The following is a 19,331-nucleotide window of genomic DNA, read 5'->3' as shown; positions in this document are numbered from 1 at the left end:
TTCCGCGTCGCCACGGACACCCTTGCGTTAAGCTAACCACTACTTCTGCCTTCATGGCTCGGGACTCTCACCCTAGAGATTACACCCATGCCGGGCGCACACAAATAAACAGCCTGCCCAAGTTTTTGGCAGGCTGTTTTCCTCTTGCAGAATTTGATGTTTTTATAACTTAAATTCCTAAATTTTTCCTCTCCCTTAACCAAAGAAAAGATCTAAAACATTACTTCCAGTTGAACTATTTTTGTTATAAAACTCCGAATATCCACAGTTTTTACAGAAAACGACGGTGAATTGATTATGCTGGACATCAAACATTTTAGACAAACCAGTCCCCGTCATCGCTACATCCTTCGTACCTGCATTTGTACTTCCACATTTCATACAACCTTTGTTATCTTTCATTTTACCGGTCTCCTTCAGTTTATAATTTTTAACTATCATTGCATTTACCATTGATTTTTTTCTCTTCTTAAAGCAGCTTTATTAGAAATACGTTAATTTAAACAAAAATGTTTCAGTCCTATCCCAAAAGATTGCATCCAAATTGGAGAGCAGGGGTGTCAAATTAGAGCTTTAAGTTTTCTTGAATTATGCATATAATCATGATTAACTAGTGTATATAGTGATTATGTATTTTATACATGGTGTAAAGGAGGGCCTGCATGCAAATCATTATTTCCAACAGTTCAAAGGACCCCATCTATGAACAGATCTCCAAGCAAATTCAAGCGAAAATATTGTCGGGCGAATTGAAAGAAGGCACTGCTTTACCTTCCATTAGACAATTGGCGAAAGATTTACGGATCAGTGTGATCACGACGAAGCGGGCTTATGAAGAATTGGAGAAATCTGGATTCATCTACTTGATTGTAGGTAAAGGTACATTTGTAGCTGAACAAAACTTAGATATGATTCGAGAGAAAAAATTGAGAGTAATTGAAGAACAATTAAGTGCAGTTATCTCCAACAGTAAAGAAATTGGATTATCATATGAAGAATTACAGGATTTATTAAAGCTGCTGTATGAGGAGTGATCATTTGAATAACGTGATAGAACTTCGTAGTATATCTAAAGAGTTTAAGGAATTCTCCTTTGACAGTATAGATTTACAGATCAAACAAGGTTACACTACCGGACTTATCGGAGCAAACGGAACTGGAAAGACCACCTTGATCAAGCTGATCATGAATCTCCTGAAGCCCGATGAAGGGGAAGTCCGTCTGTTTGGACTGGATTACGCGACACATGAAAAATCGATAAAAGACAGAATCGGTTTTGTATTCGACAGCAACATATTTTACGAATCACTGAAGTTAAAAGATATTAGTAGAATCATAGCACCTGCCTATACACAATGGGATAGTGACCAATTCCAAGCTTATGTGGACCGATTTGAGCTGCCCTTAAATAAACCAATTAAACATTTCTCTAAAGGGATGCAAATGAAAGCTTCCATTGCCCTTGCTCTATCCCATCATGCGGAGTTGATTATTATGGATGAACCGACAGCAGGGTTAGATCCGACTTTTCGTAGAGAATTATTGGATATTTTTCAAGAAGAGATGCTCAATGAAAATAGAAGTATATTTTTTTCCACCCATACAACCAGTGATTTAGAACGATTTGCCGATTATATCGTATTAATTGACCAGGGTGAAATCCTCTTTCATGAGCGGATGGATGAATTACAAGAAAAATACGTCTTGGTGAAAGGCAGTAATGAATTACTAGATCGGGATACCGAAGCCTATTTTGTTCATATCGAACGCACGCAAAACCTATTCCAAGCTTTAACAACAGACCCAGCGCAAGTACAACAAGTCTTTGGTGAATATGTTGTACTGGAAAAGGCTTCACTGGACGATATTATGTTTCACATGAAAGCGGCTCACAGACAGCAATTAAATAAATAGCACAGAACAAGATCTTAATGAGAAATTAAGGTCTTTTTTATTTGTCATAAAAAACAAATTCACTATTGTTCATATCGTTCATATAGTATATACTGTTAATAAATTATATATACACTTAAGAAAAATGAACAATAAGGAGTGAGAACAATCGAAAATATAGTAGAATTTAAGAATGTAAGTAAACATTTCAAAGATTTCTCCTTGGAGAACATCAATTTGCAAATCAAACAAGGGTTGGTAACAGGTTTTGTCGGAGCAAACGGTGCGGGAAAATCGACTACGATGAAGCTGATGATGAACCTTTTGCAAGCTGATGAGGGAGAAATAAAAGTATTCGGCAAGAGTTATGATAACAATAATGAAAAGGAAATTAAGGAACGGATCGGCTTTGTTTATGATAGTAATATCTTTTATGAAAGTTTGAATCTAAAGGATATACGCAGAATTATTGCCCCTGCTTATAAAAATTGGAGTGACAAGCAATTTTATGATTATATCAAGTTGTTTGAACTACCATTAAACAAGGCGATTAAGACATTTTCTAAAGGAATGCAGATGAAAACATCATTGGCACTTGCCTTATCCCATGACGCCGAATTCATTATGATGGATGAACCGACAGCTGGCTTAGACCCTGTATTTCGGAGAGAACTTTTGGATATTTTGAAAGATTTGATGGCTGACAAGAGACGGACACTCTTCTTTTCCACCCACATTACAAGTGATTTAGAACAGATTGCAGACCAAATCACTTTCATTCAGAGGGGGAAAATTCTATTCAATGAATCCATCCAAGACATACAAGAACGTTTTGCATTAGTGAAGGGAAAGGCGAATTTGCTCAATCCGTCAACGGAAAAAAGTTTTATTAGTGTGAAACGCAGTTCCAATGAGTTCCAAGCGTTGACAAACAATGCCGAAGAAGTAAGAAAATCTTTCGGTGACCAAGTGGTTTTAGAAAATGCTACTTTAGAAGACATTATGTATTATGCGAAAGGAGCCCGTCATCAGTATGTTTAACTTGATAAAGAAAGATCTAGTAATCCAAAAATCACAAATACTACTCTTTATTCCATTTATCATGTTCTTCGCCATTTTCGGTGACCATATGAGTCCATTTTTTATTTTTCTGATCTCCAGTCTGTATATACCGTTGAATGGCTATATTTATGATGAACAAGTAGAATCCAACATTCTTCTTAACTCTTTACCGTATTTGAGAAAAGAAATTGTAGCAGCAAAATATATTGGTTCTGTGGTATACATGATTTTATCCATTGTTGTGGCAAGTATTATTCTATATATCTTTGATTTTAGCTTTACATTCCGTGATGTAGCCATTGCTGCAGGATTATTCTTTATCTTCACTGCTGTAGCGTTTCCTTTATTTTATGTATTAAAACCAGGCTATATTGGTGTAGCCGCTCTCAGCGGGTTGGTCGTATTTGCAATATTGCTATCACCGGTTCTTGAATTCATCGAGAAACATCTGACATCCATTACGGAATTCATTACAAGCTTATCGACAACCGCCCTTTACCTTAGCGGAGCTGCAATCTCCATAGGTCTCTTTCTTGTCTCCTGGATTGTCAGTCAAATGATTTACCAGCGCAAAGTATTTTAAATCGACTGAGGGACAGGTAGATTGTCCCTTTCATTCCTAATCTCGAACAGGGGGGTGTGTCACACCTTGTTTAACTTGATGAAAAAGGATTTTATTATTCAAAAAGTGCAGATTATCTTTTTTATACCGTTCATCATTTTCATTTCTGTTTTCGCTGATTTGTTTAGTCCAGCCCTTGTTTTTATGATGGCAGGTGCGTATATTCCAATCAATGGAATACATTTTGATGCGTTGGTGAACTCCAATATTTTACTCAATTCTTTACCATATACCCGGAATGAAATTGTAGCGGCAAAATATATTGGAGCACTTGTCTACATGTTGTTATCCATAACGGCGGCAGGAATTACTTTAGTTTTATTTAACTATAATTATTCCATTGCTGATATAGCAATCGCTGTCGGATTGTCTTTGATTCTCATTGCGATGGTTTTTCCACTATTTTATTTGTTAAATCCCGCTTATCTTGGAGCAGTAATTCTAATTTCATTAGCGATTATGGCTGCAATTATGCCCTCCATTATTCAATATATAGTACATAACGTCACAGAGTTTACAGATTTCCTCAGCAGCCTATCAACAGCAACCATTTATCTTAGCGGTGCCATCATTTCAGTCAGTTTCTTTATGATTTCCTGGTTAATCAGTCTATATATTTATAAAAATAAAGTGTTTTAACACAATATCCCCCTACCGATCTGGTTAGGGGGATTTTAGTTTTACATGGAATAGCTTAATAACCTTTCTATCCTCTCTTTCACTTCAAGGGGCAGTGGCTTGTTCAGTGCTTCCATCAGCAAATGCGGATAGGACACACCATTGTCTTTTAAATATTGTTCAATAAGCAATACTTTATCCTGCTTGTTTGGAATGAGCCAATATAAGATATACCAATCTTCAAGTGAACATAAAGGAATATTTACTCCATTTATTTTTTTATGGGTGACAATGGATTCCTGTTTTAGGGATAATTTGTAGACACCTTCCTTATGCTGTATTGCAAAACCTCCCATAACATCTATATCAATATCATTCATTCTATAAGTAGAGAAATGGACAGTTCGAAAAGGGTCAGTTCGTAACGCTTCTTTCGGTTCGCTTATGGATGAAATGATTTCATTTAACCTGTCGGCATTCTTTTCTGCTACCAGAATATCTATATCGTTCGGTTTATCTATAATTTTATAAAAGCTGAGTAAAAGGGAACCACCGACTCCCCATAGGATAGGGTGATCATATAATTTTTCTGCGACTAAAGATAATGTTTTCAGCAATACACCATTCTCCTAACCATAATAAGCTGCGTTTATAACATTATAGTAACATTATCGCACTTAAAGTTTTTCTGTCTTGTTTATTTTATACGAAACCTTTTTACAAGCTTCCACGTATTATGAGTAGTCGGAAAATTAATGCCATTCGGGATGACAAAATAACTCAAGAGGAGTGATTGCATGGCGGATTGGATTCCTAGATTAGTTATATTGGTAGCCGCAATCCCTTTTATTTGGTATTTTATCGCTTTAAGCAAAAATATCAGTAAGACAGAAAAAGAGCACGGTCGGGACATGACATATGAGATCAATCCTTTTACCGGTATGAAAATGCCTTCGAGTGAGGATGAAAAAAAGAAAGAGATGGATTAAGCTGTAAGAACCGCAAAGGAGAAATCGAACCTTGATGAAACTGGAAACTGAAAGATTACTTCTCGCCCCTTGTACCGAAGAAGCACTAGTGAAATATTCTGCGAAGCAATATAAACTGGGTCCACATATCGAAAATTATCTGGAAGAATTGAAGCATGATGAGTCTGTTTTAGGTTGGGGCGTTTGGCTTGTTATCGATAAACAAACGAATAAGATTATCGGGGATCTAGGATTTAAAGAAAAACCCGACAAAAACAAGACAGTGGAAATCGGCTACGGAATTACCCCGGCACAACAAAATAAAGGTTATGCGACCGAAGCACTGAAAGCAATTATAAATTGGGCATTCGACTCTAACTTGGTCCATATCATAACTGCTGAATGTCTTGAAGAGAATGCTTCTTCCATTAGAGTGTTGGAAAAACTGAGAATGGAAAAAGTAAGAGCTGATCATCAGATGCTTTACTGGCAACTAACAAAGTAATCATTTGGATAGGGGGAGTTACGTTGTATGAGCATAAATTCGAGAAAATAGAATTATCATCTTTCAAACTGGCTCCAAAGGAAGATTATCATGCCATAGTTTATGAGCATGAGAAAGATGGATGGGAATTAGTGCAGGTTTTTGCTCCTGGGACTAACGCTTACGGAACACCATCCTTCTTTGAATTAATATTTAAGCGAAAGAAAGCATAATTAACCTTATGTACAAGGAGTGGAGAAAATGAAAAGGTTTGGCCTCGTCTTTATATCTTTATTAATTGCTATTGGAGCTGTTTTATTGGCTGCAAAACATCCAACTGGCCCTAACGCTGTTTCATATGATGACCCGAATGGATTATGGTTATCAATCGGACTGTTCGTTATCGTTTTTTTACCTCCTTTGATTTTATCATTGTTCAGTAATCGTGCTGTTAGAATGATTAATGGAATATACTTAACATTAATTGTCATCACCTTTTTAGCGATGGTGCCCATCGGCTTTTTCATTCCTGAGCTTATTGCAGTAGGTATCATCGGGTTATTAGGAGCCATTACCACTGGCGCCGGCTTGGTAATGACCATAAAAACGGATTCACAAAAGTCATCTTTTCGGAGGTAAAAAGTTTTGAATAAACAAAAGGTAAAGTGGCTCGTACTCCTTGTTACTACAGTAGTAATCATTACATTTGCTTTTATTCGAATAAGTCAAATTCATGTCAATCACCAAGCTAATTTAATCAAATCAGAAGAATGTATGTTGAATGGTGGTACAGTTATCATAGAGGAAAGCCTCTTATCTTTATCAACGGTACATTGCGAATAAGATAATAATAGGATTATGATTAATAATTAACCTCAATAGATAAATAGAGGAGGAGTTTCATATGGAGAGAAATGCTGGGTTTTGGATTAGATTAGGGGCAATATTAGTAGATGGGATCTTTTTGAGCATAACGCTCGGGTTTTTAAGCTATATTTTGTTTGGGGTGTTCTTGGATGATAATTTCTTCCTGGATACGTTAAATCTCGTGTATTTCATCATCCTTCCGTTTGTATGGTATGGCTACACGATTGGAAAGAAAGCGTTCGGCATCCGGATTGTCAGCATCCATGGCAATAAACTGGGACTCGGACAGATGATTCTGCGAGAGTTGGTTGGTGGCATCATCTATGCTTTAACTTTTGGAATTGGAGCGATTATCAGTGCATTTATGGTAGGTATGAGGCCGGATAAACGATCCATCCATGATTTTATCGCTGGCACGTATGTTATATATGAAAAGCCGGAAACTTACGAGTTATAACTTAAGGAGAGACACGCATGATAGTAATAAAGCGAGAAGCAGCTTGGACAAAAAAATTAAGAAAATACATTGTCGTATTGAATGATCAAGAAATTGGTTCCTTTGGAGAGAATGAGACGTTCGATTATCGCATCCCTCCCGGTTCACATACACTTTATCTGAAAGTCGATTGGTGCAGAAGCAAGAAAATACAGTTTGAAATTCAAGAAAATGAAGTACTATATTTTACATGTCGCGGATTAAGTGGCTTTCAAGCACTGTTTCCATTATGGTATATCACTGTTAAAAGGAATGATTATATGCGACTTGAACAAGTAGATAATCTTTAAGGAAAGTGGTGGTTCTTATCTATTTCGGTTCAATAAAAGATACAATCTATTTCTTTGCAGTATGGGGAACGATTGCAGTAGTGCTTTTTGGAACAATTATAGATGGACTTTATCCAGCAGGTATATTAATTGGGGGGACAACATTAATCTTATTATTTTGGATGTGGTTTGGTACAGGCTATGTCATACAACAAGAAACACTTATTGTAAAATTTGGTCCCTTCAAAAAGAAGATTAACATAGAGGGTATCAAACGGATCTCTAAAGAAAAAAACGTTTGGGCTGCCCCAGCATTAGCTGCTGATCGACTGAGAATTCATTATGGTTTGTATGAAGAAATAAGTATATCACCAAAAAACAAGGAAGAATTTGTGAAGTTATTACTGGAAAAGAATAAAAAGATTGAACTAGATGAAGAATTGATAGAAGTACATTAATGATAGAAAGGATGAGTTGTTAATGAAACAGACGATAAAAGATAAGACGATGTCATTCCTTGAGCTGGTAGCGTCTGGAAAGATACGTGACGCTTACGAAAAATATGCCAGTCCGGACTTTCGTCACCATAACCTCTATTTCAAGGGGGATGCGGAATCTCTTATTTCTGCAATGGAAGAAAGTGCAGCCAAAAACCCTGACAAAGTGTTTGAGATCAAACACACAGTGACTGAGAATGATATGGTAGCCGTTCACTCCCACGTAAGACAGCATCCAAACGACCCAGGTGGCGTTGTTGTTCACCTGTTCCGCTTTTCCAATGAACTCATCATAGAACTTTGGGATGTGGGTCAACAGATACCAGAAAACTCACCTAACGAAAATGGTCCATTCTGATGAGGGTAACTGAGACTGAATACAAAACTAAGGCAGATTAGAGAGAGGGCAGAACCTCCCTAATCTGCTTTATTTATATTAATTGAGCCGAAAAATAAGCAAAGTGTAACTAACTACGGCTTTATTCCGTCTGTACTTCTGAGGGGGGATATATAATGAAAAAATACTTAATTTGTTTGTTACTGATTCTACTCATGGGTGCATGCGGTCCAGTCGTTTCCGCTCCGAGTATGCCCCATGAGATGCCGGATGACTTTGCCTTTTCCATTCAATTTGGTGTGGATAAAAAGAATGAAATCAATTCCTATGATGGCACGGTAACCAAGGACTTGATTGCAGACGGAACGATCACAGCAGATATTAGCTTAACCAGCGAAGAAATGAATACAGTATATGAACTGATGAGAGAGGTAAATATTTTAGAAGAAAAAGAACTCATACCTGATCCTATTTTTGATGAGGTTTGTGTGCAAGAACCCCATGAAGATGATGAATGGAAAATTACTATGAATGGGGAAACAATAATCATCTCTATTGATGGCACGTATTGTGAACCAACAAAAGATGCAAAGCAGCTGATCCAAATACGGGACGCTGTATTTACGATGATCAAAGATAAGGATGAATTTAAAGCCTTGCCGGACAGTACGGGAGGGTACGATTAATCTCGTCTTGCATACATGGGAGGTGAAAATTTATGGAAATCAATCTATTGATTTTAGCGTTCACTGTCATTTTCATGCTTCATAATTTAGAGGAAATCATGACCGTGGAAAGGTGGATGAACAGAATCTATCCTCGTGTAAAAATGCGAGTTCCTCCATTTGCTCAAAAGCAAATCAAACAGTTCGATAACATGACAGGGACTCGATTTTCCTTTGTTGTTTTTGTACTTTCTATTCCCGTTTCAGTAATAATTTTACTGACGTTCATCACTGAAGATTATTTTTTATTTCTTGCTTTAAATCTTTTATTTGCAGTTAACATCTTTAGTCATCCACTGCAGGCACTGTTTTTACGTTGCTACTTACCTGGAGTGGCAACTTCCATCTTCTTAATTATCCCTTATTATATTTTCTTTTTTCAAACTTTTTCAGAAGCAGGCATGTTAACAATACAAAACATATTAGGTTCGTTAGTTGTCATCCTGCTGTTTATCCCTGTTTTCCTATTGATACACAAGCTTTCACAAAAATGGAGTTAATTTAAAGGATTATCCTATTTCTTGTTGAAAAGTATAAGTGAAATAGGTGATTCCTAAATTATAAAAGAAGGAAGGTAAGTGGATGGGAAGAGTTATTGGATTTGAGTTAAGCAGTCAGGATCCTAAGAAGCAGGCAAATTTTTATGAGCAAGTATTTGATTGGAAAATTGCCGAACCAAAATGGGATTATTGGGGTGTCCACTCCAAAGAAACGGAGGAGCCAGGAATAAACGGAGGAATTAGTAAGGGACCACATGACTATCCCCATGGAACCCGTATTCAGATTGAAGTCGATTCGATTGATGAAGTTATCACTCAGGCTAAAAATCATGGTGCAATGATAGTGCGAGAAAAAATGGAATTTGATGATTTTTATCTTGCCTACCTGGTGGACCCGGTAGGTGTAAGTTTTGGACTTATTCAAAAGAAATGAGTATGTGATTTTGACAATGAGATATAATGAATGTGACTGAATATATTCTCCGTACGGCTTTAGAGAACATATTGGATTACCATGCTCACAATCGAGTGTAGGAGGAGGATTAAATGAAAAATAGTACACAAAAAATAGTCTCCCATCTCTGGTTCGACAAGCAATCTTACGAAGCTGCTGAATTTTATACTTCACTATTCCCTGACTCGAAAATTACCAATATGACTACCATTCACGATACACCATCAGGTGACCCAGCAATTGTCTCGTTTCATTTCTGGGGACAGGAATTCATGGCGATAGACGGAGGGCCTCACTTCACATTTAATCCAGCACTGTCCTTTTCCGTTAACTTCGATGTCTCCCATTACAAAGATGCCCCTGAGATGATAAATGAAGTGTGGGACAAACTGTCTGACGGTGGCACCGTTTTAATGCCGTTTGATAATTACCCATTCGCTGAAAAATATGGCTGGATTCAAGACAAGTATGGCCTATCATGGCAATTGATTTTAACCGATTCTGGAGAAGAGCGTCCTTCTATCTTGCCTTCGCTCCTATTCATTGATCATAACTATGGTCATGCAGAAGCGGCCATGCAGTTTTATTTATCGATTTTTAAAAATTCCACCGCAGGCCAGCTAGCCCGATATCCTGCAGGAATGGATCCAGATAAAGAAGGTACAGTTATGTTTGCTGATTTTATGTTGGAAAATCAATGGTTCACTGCAATGGATAGCGCAAATGCCCATGAATTCAATTTCAACGAAGCGATTTCATTTTTAGTAAAATGCGAAACCCAGGATGAGATCGATTACTATTGGGAAAAATTATCCGCAGTTCCTGAGTCCGAACAGTGTGGGTGGTTAAAAGATAAATATGGCGTATCTTGGCAGATTGTATCAGGAGAAATGGATGATATGATGGGCAGCAACAGTACTCCAGAACAAATAGCGCGGGTCACTCAAACCATGCTTAAGATGAAAAAGATAGATGTTGAAGCATTAAGAAAAGCCTACAACATGGAAGATTAATCAGCATTAAAGGAGGGATGTTTCGGTGAATAGAGTAAATCTAATCACACTCGGCACGAAAGATATTGTCAAATCTCATGAGTTTTATAAGAATCTCGGTTTCGACACGTCGATTAGAGGAACGGAAGAAAATCCGATTATTATTTTCTTTAGAAATGAAGGTTCGAGAATTGCTTTATATCCAGTAGAAGAACTTGCAAAAGATGTAAACGATGAGCATCCTCCAATGATATCGTCTGGATTTCCCGGGATAACATTAGCTTATAATGCGAAATCCATGAATGAAGTGGATGAAATGATGGACAGGGCTAAGTTAGCTGGAGCCGTTATTCAAAAAGAGCCTGTAAAAAATGACTGGGGCGGCTACGGAGGATACTTTACGGACCCGGATGGTTATTACTGGGAAGTCGCATACGGGGCAGATTGGGAATTTGATGAATCGAATATGTTGGTCATTGATGATCAATAGTAGGTTATTGGAGCGTGGAAATGATTCAGTATGGACATCACCCCTCTATACCAAACTCTATTGTTTAGAAATCCGCTTTTAAAGGAAATATAACGATAAGCTTCAAGATTCTACAATAATAGAGGTGAAATCATGTCGCGTTTAATTCGAAGACTCATTAAATACGGACCAATTATTTATCCGATTATTAAAAAGCTGATGAATAAAAGGAAACAAAAAAGAAATATTCCCGCGGACTATAATAAAAGCCGGTACTAACCGGCTTTTTTCTATTTTAAAAAAACATATCAATGATGGTGATGATGTCCAGCTGGCTCAGCTTGCACGCTACATAAAATGGAATTGTCATGGAGATGCGCAGATGATTCCAATTGAATCGTCATATGATGGATATTTTGATGTTCCAATTCATGTTCGAGCTGTCGGAGCATTCTTTCACTTTCTTCAATCGTCATTTGGTCGTCGACAACCGCATGACAGGATAAGGCATTTAATCCGCTCGTAATCGACCAAACATGTAAATCATGTACGCCTCGTATCCCTTCCGTATGTTTAATGATTTGAATGACTTCTTCCATCTTCACATTTTTTGGGGTTCCCTCCATCAGTACATGAAGTCCGGACTTTGTCACCTGATAACCACTGCGCAGAACAAGAGCTGCGACAATAACACTGGCCAAAGGGTCCGCCCATCCCCAACCGAAAAAAATGATAAGAAGCGCGGCAACAATAGCACCAATTGACCCAAGCATGTCACTGATTACATGCAAGTAAGCCCCACGCATATTCAAATTATCTTCTACATCAGCCCCTCGCATCATGATCCATGCAACGAGGATATTCACGAGCAGTCCAATAGCCGCAATGACCAACATTCCTGTTGAAGCTACTGCCGGCGGATTTAGAAAACGTCCAATCGCTTCATAAAATATAAAACCAGCGATAATGATGAGAGTCACACCATTGAGAACTGCAGCCAGAATTTCAAAACGTCGATAACCGAATGTCTTACTATAGTCTGCAGCCTTTTCCCCAAACTTAAAAGCAAGTAACGCGATTCCAAGTGAGATGGCGTCACTTAACATATGTCCTGCATCCGCCAACAAAGCTAGACTGTTCGTAAGGAAACCACCGATCGCCTCAACGATCATATAAACGGTAATGATGAGAAAGCTTATGAATAACACCTTTTTATTTGCAGTATGCGAATGATCATGTCCATGATCGTGTCCCATGTTATGCACCCCTAATTAGTGATGAGAAGCATGCTCAATTGCCTGCTTCAGTAAATTCATGACGTGTTCATCATCTTCCGAGTAATACAACGTTCTGCCTTCTCTTCTATACTTCACCAATCTTAAGTTTTTTAAGAACCGTAATTGATGAGATACACTTGATTGACTTAAGTCCAGAGTCTCCGCGATATCATTGACAGAATGTTCTCCGGTACATAATAAATTCAAAATACGTATTCTAGTCGGATCCCCCAACGCTTTGAATGTTTGGGAAACGACAAACAACGTCTCTGCGTCCAAGTGCTGCTCTTCTTCACGAAAAACCTCTAGTTTTTGCTCTTCCGTCATTTTTATTGCACCTCTAAGATTTATTATATGAGCATATGTTCATATGTTGACTATAAAACAAAAAACAATCCGAGTCAAATAAGTATATTGATTTGACTTTACCCGTAAAACGATATAGATGAACATGCTTTAGTATATTCTAGCTGCATATAAATGTTATGATGATTCTGCACAGGGAGGGATGGATATTGAAGATAATCAAGGTGCTTTTAGCAATTTCAGTTATTGCATTAGCTCTCGTTAGTCAGTTCAATGAAAGTATGAACGTATCATGGATTTTATTGTTTTTACTCGGGGCTTTGCTACTTGCGATGGGAGCGGAACAGCTGCAAAAAAAACAAAGGTCCATTGGATATATATTGATTTTGACTGCTTTTTTCAACTTTGCAGTCTCTTTGAAAATTGCTTTATAAATGAAAGTAATAGGAGGAAGTGCCATTCTAGGCACTTCCTCATAAGCAGTACTTTTATCCAACTGTCGATTGTATCTTATCTGTCGGCCACATCTCGATATTCTCAGCCATTTCCCAAAACATATACTCAAATTTACTCGTTTTCACCACAATATCTTCAAGTGCTTGTAGCTCTCTTTCTAACTTTCCAGTTGCATATTCATTGATAAGGTTTTTACAGTTCTCAGCGATTTCAGTAAAGTCTTCGGATGAATACATTCTTACCCAATTTCCGTAAAATTCATGGTCTGCAGCTCCTGGCCACTTCACCAGTTCCTTACCAATGTAGTTATAGCTCCATGCACAGGCTAGCACTGCCGCGATGGCATTCTCCACGCCTCCAAGTTGGGAAACATTCAGCATGTAACTCGTGTATGCTGTCATAGTTGATGATGGTTCTGTCGCTTCCAGTTCCTCATTTGTAATTCCGAACTTTGCTGCGTACTCCCTGTGCAGCTCCATTTCCATAGTTAACGTGCCATGCAGTAAATTCGCAAACATCGTCATCGTCTCTAGGTCAGGCGCTTTAGCACTTCCAATCGCAAAGACTCGGGAATACTCGATCAAGTATACGTAATCCTGCTTCATATAATGTTTAAATTTTTCTTTATTAAGTGTCCCATCCCCAATCCCCTTCACAAACGGATGATCCAAATACGCCTCCCAAATCGGTTGTACCTTTCTCCATAGTCTGTCTGTAAACTGTTCACTCATGCTTCTCTTCCTCCCTTTTTTGGTATAGAATTCCTTCGCACCACAAAGAGATTGGCAAATGCTATACGATTTTTACATCGCCCGTTCAAGCAAAAAGCCGCCTTCTTCTGCATAAGAAAAAGACGGCCTATGTATACGAATTTACGCTCATAAGTCATACGTACACCGCTTTCTTTCGCTAGCATAAACTAGATCAAGTTCAAAGGGTTGAGACAGTATTCCAACTGACTCTCTCAGCAATTTTGCACCCCTAGTGGTGAGAAATATTCTATTAACTATACTATTGCATATTCGAGAGCAGTTATCAAGGGAAGACCTTGATGAAGGCACGCCAGCTATTCTGTGATATGATTCTTTCTTATCATCTCTAACATCAATTCCCTCGGATTAAATGCATGACTTTCTATTCCATCCTGAGAATCGTTTTCTTTCAAGATATTGATTTCATGATTGAGATGCTCCATTTTTCGATCCAGTTCTGCTACAGTGTCAGCGGCTTCTTTTAATTGTTCTGTCAAATGCCCAGGTATTTGTTTATCATATTTATAATATATTTTGTGTTCGAGGCTCGCCCAAAAGTCCATAGCTATCGTGCGAATTTGCATTTCGACATAAACTTTTTCAACCCGGTCCGACATAAAGACGGGAATTTTCAAGACAAGATGTAAGCTGCGATACCCATTTGGCTTCGGATGCTTAATATAATCCTTTACTTCAATTACTTCAACATCCGACTGTGATTGGATCATTTCACTAATACGGTAAATATCTGATTCAAATGAGCAGGTGATACGAATTCCAGCTATATCCCTAATATTTTCCTTAATAACCCCTAAAGATAACGGTAATCCTTTCCTATGAGCTTTGTTCATTATGCTTTCCGCAGATTTCACACGTGTACTCACATGTTCAATTGGATTATAATCATGGATCAATCGGAACTCTTCTTTTAAAATGTTCACCTTCGTACTTATCTCTTCTAATGCAAATTTATATGCCATGCCGAATCTTGTAACTTTTTTTCTTAAATCATCGACGGCTTCTATACTTAAAGGTTCTACTATATCCATTATTTTTTATTCCCTTCGTTCAAGGTTCTAACTCCATTATAATGGATATCCTAGCATTTCTCATTTCAGGGAGCAGAGTACAGCTTTCTAATTCTTACCAAATGCACTCTCCTCTCACTTACTTCTAAAATTTCAAATTCCAAGTCTTCATAAGTGAACTCTTCTCCTTCTTCGGGCAAATGGCTATAACGATTCAAAACAAATCCTGCCACGTTGTCGGCCTCTTCAGGAAGATTAATTTTAAAAACGTTGTTTAGGCGGTGCAGGGAAAGTCTAGCATCACAAATAATTTCTCTATCCGTCTGGCTGTGGATGAGTGCGTCGTCTTCATCCATCTCATCTTCAATATCTTCACCAATCATCGTTTCAATCAGATCCTCGTGGGTGATGAGCCCTTCTGTTCCTCCGTATTCATCCAATACAATTGCAATATGCTTTTTCTTCTCAGTCATTTGTTTAAATACATCTTCTATCAGATTAAATTCATAAACAAACAAGGGATCCATATCAGAGAAATCCTTAATCAATTTATCCCGATTTTTTGCCCACCTTAAAATAAACTTAGAATGAAAGACACCCACAATATTGTCAATATCATCGTCATAAATTGGATATCGTGTATGGTGGTTTGATAGTAAAAATTCTTCCGCTTCTTCAAAGGATATATTTGCCGGAACAGCTTTAATTTCCACCCGATGCGTTTTTAATACATCGGACACGTTTAACGTCTGGAAATCCAATACCGATTTCAAGCGAGACATTTCATCATTCCTAAAAGTTCCTTCTGTATGTGCAATATCAACCATCGCCCGCATCTCCGCTTTAGAGATTGTAACTTCTTGTACCTGATTTCTCCCCAACAATCTAATGGTAGTTTTCGTCAGTAAATTTAATAACCAAATAAACGGCTTTAAAATCATTAGAATAAGCATGGTCGGATAATAAACGATGTAAGCAATCTTTTCAGGAAAAGCTGCTGCGACCGACTTGGGCATTACTTCCGCAAAAATAATAATTAAAACCGTCAGCACAGCGGTTGTTATTCCAATATTCCATCCAAACTCCAGAGCCACAATCGTCACTAAAGAAGGAAGTACGATATTTGGAACATTATTAGCTATTAAGATTCCAGGAATGAATAAGTCCGGGTTATTAACAAGCCTGAGTAATCGCTCTGCTTTTTTATCCCCACTCGCAGCCTTCAATTGCAGCTTCATTTCATTCGTTGCTGTAAGTGCTGTCTCACTGCCGGAAAAATAACTGGATGCGATAAAAAGGATAATGATACTGATGAATAAGATAGTCAAAACATTACACCTACTTTTCCAAACATTTTTCTGTCATTCCAGATGATATTTACAAGTACTCCCTGATTTGCCTCGGAAACAACATAATTTAATCTTTTCCTTGCACGTCACGTAACGTGATGTTCTATGATGAATATAAGAATTTAAAAGGAGAGATTCATAATGAAAGGTCATTATTCTACCGGGGAATTCGCTAAACTGACTGGAGTAAGTGTTCGTACCTTGCAGTATTATGATGATATCGGTCTATTAAAAGCATCACGTTCAGACGGCGACAGAAGATACTATGATGATTCACATTTTATCACGATGCAAAAAATCGTAACATTAAAGTTTCTTGGATTTACCTTAGTACAAATTAAGGAATTGCTTGCCCAAGATAGCTGGAACTTAAAGGAGTCCTTGGAAATACAGAAAATCTTGATGGAAGATAAACTTCTTCAGATTCAAAATGTGCTCAAAACCTTGGACCATGCCATCCAACTAGCGGATGAAAAGGAACGGATCGATGCGGGGATTTTCATATCGATTATCCAAGGGGTTCAGTATGAGGATAAACATAGGGAATGGTTAAATGATGTCTTACCGGTAGAAAAGGTGGAGGACATCTTCAGTATCCCCAAAAGGCAACAACAAGAAATGGAAAAGAAATTCATGCTTATGCTAACTGAGTTGAAAAACAAAACAGGAACAGACCCAAAAGCTGAAGAGATACAACAGCTCGTTAAAAGTTTAATGGAAATGTTTGAAGATATTGTCGGAGAAGATATCCACTCCTTTTATGAAAATTTGGATGAAGAACAATTAGAGGAAGAAGATCCATTGTTTTCTTTGCCTTTTGAAACAAATGAAGTGGAATGGATCAGGGAAGCGATTCAAATATTCTTAGAAACTGATAGAGGAAAGGGTGGATGAATGTGATGGAATGGATATGGATTACAGTTCTAATAATCCCTGGTATAGTGTTGATGACCTTAAATGAAAAAGAGTTATACAAAGAACTATTACCAAATGATACACCTCCTCCCTATATGCTTCGTTTACTGAATCACATCATCGTGGCTTTTCCGTTTACGGTATTGGGTTTATTTTTTTACAAGCGGGCCGATTTAGAAAACGCCTTGACTCTATCAATTGATTGGCTTGTCATTCTCCTTAGCTTGGCATGTGCCTTTATTAACATTGTCGCTTATTATATCTTTCTCAAAAAGAATATCTCTACCAGCACCTTTTATCAAATGGAGAGAACAAGAAAGAAAACGTGGATATCGACACGTTGTTTATATGGTGGAATAGTCGAAGAAATCATCTTCCGATTTGGTCTAATGAGTTTTTTCATATGGCTTTTAACTCAGTTTACTGACCAGGAAATCCTCAGCTTTTGGATCGCTAATATTCTTGCAAGTATATTATTTGCACTTGCTCATTTACCCGGGATTCAGCAAAAAAAATCACAATCACAAAAAGAATCATTTTCTATATGACAAGCATCAATTTGATGGTTGGTTTATCATGTGGTTGGCTCTATTGGAAATACGGACTTGGAGCAGCAATTCTATGCCATATGACTTTCCATATGGTATGGTACTTGTTGGAAATAGTAGATAAAGATAATGCTGGAATGAAAGTATAGTTGACTTTAATATAGGTGGCAAACAAATAGGAATCAGAAAATTATCTTGATTAACAAAAGTACAGATGCTATAGTATGTGAAAGCAATTTTTTTAGTAAAGGAGCAAGAATATGAAGTTAATAGGCAAGCTGCTCATCGGTATTGTGAGTGGTATTATTATCGGCTTACTTGTGCCGGAAGTTGTTATTAGAATTATCGTAACATTCAAGGAATTCTTCGGACAATTCCTAGGTTTTGCTATTCCACTGATTATTATTTTCTATATTGTCAGCGGGATTGCGAGTTTCGGGAAAGAATCAGGTAAAATGCTTGGAATCACAGGCGCACTTGCTTATACATCCACCATTTTAGCGGGAACATTAGCATTTATTGTAGCTCTTATTGTAATTCCTACCCTTGTTGGAAATGGTGGAGGACAAGCAGAAGAAACAGCAGGCTTTGAACCTATATTTGAGCTTGCCATCGATCCGATTACAGGAGTAATGACTGCTTTAATCTTAGCTTTTGTGTTTGGGATTGGGATTACTCGAACAAAAAGCCCTACCTTAAGAGCATTTTTTGATGAAGGTAAGGAAATAATCGAAAGGCTAATTTGGAAAGTCATCATTCCAATCTTACCATTTTATATAGCAAGTATCTTTGCTGAAATAGCTGCAGATGGTGCGGTAGTACAAACATTACAGACCTTTGGGCTTGTGCTTGTGACTGCCATTGTCATTCATTGGGTTTGGCTTGTCATCCTATACTCTGTTGCGGGGGCTGTCGCAGGAAGGAATCCTTTTAAGTCACTAAAAAACATGCTCCCAGCATATTTTACAGGCTTAGGAACAATGTCTAGTGCGGCGACCATTCCAGTTACCGTCCGTGCATCGAAAAGCAATAAAGTAAGTGATGGCGTGGCTGACTCGGCCGTTCCATTATGTGCGACGATTCATTTATCTGGAAGTACAGTCACTCTGGTAATGTGTTCCGTAGCAGTCATGGTCCTCTCAAATAATCTCGACATTCCTACATTTGGGATGATGTTACCGTTTATCTTAATGTTGGGGATTATTATGATTGCCGCTCCAGGTGTGCCAGGTGGAGCTGTTATGGCAGCATTGGGGCTGCTCAGCACAATGCTCGGCTTTGATGAAACTGCACTAGGTTTAATGATTGCCCTTTACATGGCACAGGATAGTTTCGGTACAGCGACGAATGTTACCGGAGATGGTGCAATTGCCATGATGGTTGATAAGATTATTGGGAAAAAAGCTGTATAAAAGGTAAACGTGCCAGCACTTTTTGTGTCTGGCAC

General features: G+C 37.9%; 31 protein-coding genes and 1 riboswitch. Of the genes, 24 read left to right on the top strand and 7 right to left on the bottom strand.

Features of this window, described 5'->3' with window-relative positions; all coding sequences use genetic code 11:
* Window positions 1-195: 195 nt before the first annotated feature.
* Entirely contained in the window at window positions 196-402 is a 207-nt protein-coding gene (locus ACFSBH_RS16465) for a zinc ribbon domain-containing protein (protein WP_251514398.1), read from the bottom strand.
* 260 nt (window positions 403-662) lie between these two features.
* Between ACFSBH_RS16465 and ACFSBH_RS16460 the strand changes: the two genes are divergently transcribed.
* From ACFSBH_RS16460 to ACFSBH_RS16440, 5 genes are all read left to right on the top strand, one after another.
* Window positions 663-1,034 (top strand): GntR family transcriptional regulator, encoded by a 372-nt coding sequence (locus tag ACFSBH_RS16460; RefSeq protein WP_251514397.1) that lies wholly within the window; start codon window positions 663-665, stop codon window positions 1,032-1,034.
* A 4-nt stretch (window positions 1,035-1,038) separates the two neighbouring features.
* Window positions 1,039-1,914, top strand: coding sequence for an ABC transporter ATP-binding protein (locus tag ACFSBH_RS16455; protein ID WP_251514396.1), 876 nt, complete (start codon window positions 1,039-1,041; stop codon window positions 1,912-1,914).
* Window positions 1,915-2,061: 147 nt separating this feature from the next.
* Complete coding sequence (locus ACFSBH_RS16450; protein WP_379598637.1) at window positions 2,062-2,934, top strand: ABC transporter ATP-binding protein; 873 nt, start codon at window positions 2,062-2,064, stop codon at window positions 2,932-2,934.
* Complete coding sequence (locus tag ACFSBH_RS16445; protein ID WP_251514395.1) at window positions 2,927-3,538, top strand: ABC-2 transporter permease; 612 nt, start codon at window positions 2,927-2,929, stop codon at window positions 3,536-3,538. The genes ACFSBH_RS16450 and ACFSBH_RS16445 overlap by 8 nt, the downstream gene beginning before the upstream one ends.
* Window positions 3,539-3,616: 78 nt before the next feature.
* Window positions 3,617-4,216: an ABC-2 transporter permease gene (locus ACFSBH_RS16440; RefSeq protein WP_379598633.1), complete on the top strand. Its 600-nt coding sequence runs from the start codon at window positions 3,617-3,619 to the stop codon at window positions 4,214-4,216.
* A gap of 41 nt (window positions 4,217-4,257) precedes the next feature.
* Here the strand turns inward: ACFSBH_RS16440 and ACFSBH_RS16435 are convergent, their stop codons facing one another.
* A complete protein-coding gene (locus ACFSBH_RS16435) occupies window positions 4,258-4,812 on the bottom strand; it encodes a nucleotidyltransferase family protein (RefSeq protein WP_379598631.1) in 555 nt (184 codons plus the stop codon).
* A gap of 180 nt (window positions 4,813-4,992) precedes the next feature.
* On the opposite strand from ACFSBH_RS16435, the gene ACFSBH_RS16430 reads away from it, so the two are divergent.
* From ACFSBH_RS16430 to ACFSBH_RS16365, 14 genes are all read left to right on the top strand, one after another.
* Window positions 4,993-5,184 carry a hypothetical protein gene (locus tag ACFSBH_RS16430; protein WP_251514392.1) on the top strand — a complete coding sequence of 64 codons (192 nt, stop codon included), beginning with the start codon at window positions 4,993-4,995 and terminating at the stop codon, window positions 5,182-5,184.
* A 34-nt stretch (window positions 5,185-5,218) separates the two neighbouring features.
* Window positions 5,219-5,668 (top strand): GNAT family N-acetyltransferase, encoded by a 450-nt coding sequence (locus ACFSBH_RS16425; RefSeq protein ID WP_251514403.1) that lies wholly within the window; start codon window positions 5,219-5,221, stop codon window positions 5,666-5,668.
* A 23-nt stretch (window positions 5,669-5,691) separates the two neighbouring features.
* Entirely contained in the window at window positions 5,692-5,880 is a 189-nt protein-coding gene (locus tag ACFSBH_RS16420; protein WP_379598628.1) for a DUF4177 domain-containing protein, read from the top strand.
* Between the two features lie 28 nt (window positions 5,881-5,908).
* Window positions 5,909-6,286 carry a hypothetical protein gene (locus tag ACFSBH_RS16415; RefSeq protein ID WP_379598626.1) on the top strand — a complete coding sequence of 126 codons (378 nt, stop codon included), beginning with the start codon at window positions 5,909-5,911 and terminating at the stop codon, window positions 6,284-6,286.
* Between the two features lie 6 nt (window positions 6,287-6,292).
* Window positions 6,293-6,490 (top strand): hypothetical protein, encoded by a 198-nt coding sequence (locus tag ACFSBH_RS16410; protein ID WP_251514389.1) that lies wholly within the window; start codon window positions 6,293-6,295, stop codon window positions 6,488-6,490.
* Window positions 6,491-6,551: 61 nt separating this feature from the next.
* Window positions 6,552-6,971, top strand: coding sequence for an RDD family protein (locus ACFSBH_RS16405; protein ID WP_251514388.1), 420 nt, complete (start codon window positions 6,552-6,554; stop codon window positions 6,969-6,971).
* Between the two features lie 17 nt (window positions 6,972-6,988).
* The gene (locus ACFSBH_RS16400; protein WP_251514387.1) at window positions 6,989-7,300 is read left to right on the top strand and encodes a hypothetical protein; all 312 of its coding nucleotides are present in this window, start codon (window positions 6,989-6,991) and stop codon (window positions 7,298-7,300) included.
* A gap of 8 nt (window positions 7,301-7,308) precedes the next feature.
* The gene (locus ACFSBH_RS16395) at window positions 7,309-7,737 is read left to right on the top strand and encodes a PH domain-containing protein (RefSeq protein WP_251514386.1); all 429 of its coding nucleotides are present in this window, start codon (window positions 7,309-7,311) and stop codon (window positions 7,735-7,737) included.
* Between the two features lie 22 nt (window positions 7,738-7,759).
* Window positions 7,760-8,134 carry a nuclear transport factor 2 family protein gene (locus ACFSBH_RS16390; protein WP_379598623.1) on the top strand — a complete coding sequence of 125 codons (375 nt, stop codon included), beginning with the start codon at window positions 7,760-7,762 and terminating at the stop codon, window positions 8,132-8,134.
* Window positions 8,135-8,289: 155 nt separating this feature from the next.
* Window positions 8,290-8,799 (top strand): hypothetical protein, encoded by a 510-nt coding sequence (locus ACFSBH_RS16385; protein WP_251514384.1) that lies wholly within the window; start codon window positions 8,290-8,292, stop codon window positions 8,797-8,799.
* Window positions 8,800-8,831: 32 nt separating this feature from the next.
* Complete coding sequence (locus ACFSBH_RS16380) at window positions 8,832-9,338, top strand: HXXEE domain-containing protein (RefSeq protein WP_251514383.1); 507 nt, start codon at window positions 8,832-8,834, stop codon at window positions 9,336-9,338.
* An 82-nt stretch (window positions 9,339-9,420) separates the two neighbouring features.
* The gene (locus tag ACFSBH_RS16375) at window positions 9,421-9,771 is read left to right on the top strand and encodes a VOC family protein (protein WP_251514382.1); all 351 of its coding nucleotides are present in this window, start codon (window positions 9,421-9,423) and stop codon (window positions 9,769-9,771) included.
* A 113-nt stretch (window positions 9,772-9,884) separates the two neighbouring features.
* Entirely contained in the window at window positions 9,885-10,805 is a 921-nt protein-coding gene (locus ACFSBH_RS16370) for a VOC family protein (RefSeq protein ID WP_379598620.1), read from the top strand.
* Between the two features lie 25 nt (window positions 10,806-10,830).
* Window positions 10,831-11,274, top strand: a complete 444-nt coding sequence (locus ACFSBH_RS16365) for a VOC family protein (RefSeq protein ID WP_251514379.1) — start codon at window positions 10,831-10,833, stop codon at window positions 11,272-11,274.
* Between the two features lie 287 nt (window positions 11,275-11,561).
* On the opposite strand, the gene ACFSBH_RS16360 is transcribed toward ACFSBH_RS16365, so the two are convergent.
* Together ACFSBH_RS16360 and ACFSBH_RS16355 are read right to left on the bottom strand one after the other, a co-directional pair.
* Complete coding sequence (locus ACFSBH_RS16360) at window positions 11,562-12,509, bottom strand: cation diffusion facilitator family transporter (protein ID WP_251514378.1); 948 nt, start codon at window positions 12,507-12,509, stop codon at window positions 11,562-11,564.
* A 15-nt stretch (window positions 12,510-12,524) separates the two neighbouring features.
* A complete protein-coding gene (locus ACFSBH_RS16355; protein ID WP_251514377.1) occupies window positions 12,525-12,857 on the bottom strand; it encodes an ArsR/SmtB family transcription factor in 333 nt (110 codons plus the stop codon).
* A gap of 188 nt (window positions 12,858-13,045) precedes the next feature.
* Between ACFSBH_RS16355 and ACFSBH_RS16350 the strand changes: the two genes are divergently transcribed.
* Window positions 13,046-13,270 (top strand): DUF3953 domain-containing protein, encoded by a 225-nt coding sequence (locus ACFSBH_RS16350; protein ID WP_251514376.1) that lies wholly within the window; start codon window positions 13,046-13,048, stop codon window positions 13,268-13,270.
* A gap of 54 nt (window positions 13,271-13,324) precedes the next feature.
* Here ACFSBH_RS16350 and tenA read toward each other — a convergent pair whose 3' ends face one another.
* From tenA to ACFSBH_RS16335, 3 genes are all read right to left on the bottom strand, one after another.
* Window positions 13,325-14,023: a thiaminase II gene (tenA, locus tag ACFSBH_RS16345; protein WP_251514375.1), complete on the bottom strand. Its 699-nt coding sequence runs from the start codon at window positions 14,021-14,023 to the stop codon at window positions 13,325-13,327.
* Between the two features lie 153 nt (window positions 14,024-14,176).
* Window positions 14,177-14,285: riboswitch (TPP riboswitch) on the bottom strand.
* A gap of 73 nt (window positions 14,286-14,358) precedes the next feature.
* Window positions 14,359-15,093: a GTP pyrophosphokinase gene (locus tag ACFSBH_RS16340; protein ID WP_379598616.1), complete on the bottom strand. Its 735-nt coding sequence runs from the start codon at window positions 15,091-15,093 to the stop codon at window positions 14,359-14,361.
* A gap of 65 nt (window positions 15,094-15,158) precedes the next feature.
* Entirely contained in the window at window positions 15,159-16,400 is a 1,242-nt protein-coding gene (locus ACFSBH_RS16335) for a CNNM domain-containing protein (RefSeq protein ID WP_251514373.1), read from the bottom strand.
* 162 nt (window positions 16,401-16,562) lie between these two features.
* Between ACFSBH_RS16335 and ACFSBH_RS16330 the strand changes: the two genes are divergently transcribed.
* The 4 genes from ACFSBH_RS16330 to ACFSBH_RS16315 all read left to right on the top strand — a co-directional run bounded on the left by ACFSBH_RS16330 (window position 16,563) and on the right by ACFSBH_RS16315 (window position 19,296).
* Entirely contained in the window at window positions 16,563-17,315 is a 753-nt protein-coding gene (locus ACFSBH_RS16330; RefSeq protein WP_251514367.1) for a MerR family transcriptional regulator, read from the top strand.
* A gap of 5 nt (window positions 17,316-17,320) precedes the next feature.
* Complete coding sequence (locus ACFSBH_RS16325) at window positions 17,321-17,884, top strand: CPBP family intramembrane glutamic endopeptidase (protein ID WP_251514365.1); 564 nt, start codon at window positions 17,321-17,323, stop codon at window positions 17,882-17,884.
* On the top strand, window positions 17,881-18,033 hold the full coding sequence (locus tag ACFSBH_RS16320; RefSeq protein WP_379598613.1) for a hypothetical protein: 153 nt from the start codon (window positions 17,881-17,883) through the stop codon (window positions 18,031-18,033). Before ACFSBH_RS16325 ends, ACFSBH_RS16320 begins: the two co-directional genes overlap by 4 nt.
* 111 nt (window positions 18,034-18,144) lie before the next feature.
* Window positions 18,145-19,296 carry a dicarboxylate/amino acid:cation symporter gene (locus tag ACFSBH_RS16315; RefSeq protein ID WP_251514362.1) on the top strand — a complete coding sequence of 384 codons (1,152 nt, stop codon included), beginning with the start codon at window positions 18,145-18,147 and terminating at the stop codon, window positions 19,294-19,296.
* Window positions 19,297-19,331 lie beyond the last annotated feature (35 nt).

Source organism: Oceanobacillus luteolus, from assembly GCF_042678205.1.
GTDB classification, from domain to species: Bacteria; Bacillota; Bacilli; order Bacillales; family Amphibacillaceae; genus Oceanobacillus; species Oceanobacillus luteolus.
The sequence above is the reverse complement of the archived record's forward strand: the minus strand, read 5'-3'. Positions and strand labels throughout refer to the sequence as shown.

Coding starts and splice junctions, on each gene's coding strand:
- ACFSBH_RS16465 (WP_251514398.1), bottom strand. CDS start 402: ATGAAAGATAACAAAGGTTGTATGAAATGTGGAAGTACAAATGCAGGT.
- ACFSBH_RS16460 (WP_251514397.1), top strand. CDS start 663: ATGCAAATCATTATTTCCAACAGTTCAAAGGACCCCATCTATGAACAG.
- ACFSBH_RS16445 (WP_251514395.1), top strand. CDS start 2,927: ATGTTTAACTTGATAAAGAAAGATCTAGTAATCCAAAAATCACAAATA.
- ACFSBH_RS16440 (WP_379598633.1), top strand. CDS start 3,617: ATGAAAAAGGATTTTATTATTCAAAAAGTGCAGATTATCTTTTTTATA.
- ACFSBH_RS16430 (WP_251514392.1), top strand. CDS start 4,993: ATGGCGGATTGGATTCCTAGATTAGTTATATTGGTAGCCGCAATCCCT.
- ACFSBH_RS16425 (WP_251514403.1), top strand. CDS start 5,219: ATGAAACTGGAAACTGAAAGATTACTTCTCGCCCCTTGTACCGAAGAA.
- ACFSBH_RS16415 (WP_379598626.1), top strand. CDS start 5,909: ATGAAAAGGTTTGGCCTCGTCTTTATATCTTTATTAATTGCTATTGGA.
- ACFSBH_RS16405 (WP_251514388.1), top strand. CDS start 6,552: ATGGAGAGAAATGCTGGGTTTTGGATTAGATTAGGGGCAATATTAGTA.
- ACFSBH_RS16400 (WP_251514387.1), top strand. CDS start 6,989: ATGATAGTAATAAAGCGAGAAGCAGCTTGGACAAAAAAATTAAGAAAA.
- ACFSBH_RS16390 (WP_379598623.1), top strand. CDS start 7,760: ATGAAACAGACGATAAAAGATAAGACGATGTCATTCCTTGAGCTGGTA.
- ACFSBH_RS16385 (WP_251514384.1), top strand. CDS start 8,290: ATGAAAAAATACTTAATTTGTTTGTTACTGATTCTACTCATGGGTGCA.
- ACFSBH_RS16380 (WP_251514383.1), top strand. CDS start 8,832: ATGGAAATCAATCTATTGATTTTAGCGTTCACTGTCATTTTCATGCTT.
- ACFSBH_RS16375 (WP_251514382.1), top strand. CDS start 9,421: ATGGGAAGAGTTATTGGATTTGAGTTAAGCAGTCAGGATCCTAAGAAG.
- ACFSBH_RS16370 (WP_379598620.1), top strand. CDS start 9,885: ATGAAAAATAGTACACAAAAAATAGTCTCCCATCTCTGGTTCGACAAG.
- ACFSBH_RS16360 (WP_251514378.1), bottom strand. CDS start 12,509: ATGGGACACGATCATGGACATGATCATTCGCATACTGCAAATAAAAAG.
- ACFSBH_RS16355 (WP_251514377.1), bottom strand. CDS start 12,857: ATGACGGAAGAGCAAAAACTAGAGGTTTTTCGTGAAGAAGAGCAGCAC.
- tenA (WP_251514375.1), bottom strand. CDS start 14,023: ATGAGTGAACAGTTTACAGACAGACTATGGAGAAAGGTACAACCGATT.
- ACFSBH_RS16340 (WP_379598616.1), bottom strand. CDS start 15,093: ATGGATATAGTAGAACCTTTAAGTATAGAAGCCGTCGATGATTTAAGA.
- ACFSBH_RS16330 (WP_251514367.1), top strand. CDS start 16,563: ATGAAAGGTCATTATTCTACCGGGGAATTCGCTAAACTGACTGGAGTA.
- ACFSBH_RS16325 (WP_251514365.1), top strand. CDS start 17,321: ATGGAATGGATATGGATTACAGTTCTAATAATCCCTGGTATAGTGTTG.
- ACFSBH_RS16320 (WP_379598613.1), top strand. CDS start 17,881: ATGACAAGCATCAATTTGATGGTTGGTTTATCATGTGGTTGGCTCTAT.
- ACFSBH_RS16315 (WP_251514362.1), top strand. CDS start 18,145: ATGAAGTTAATAGGCAAGCTGCTCATCGGTATTGTGAGTGGTATTATT.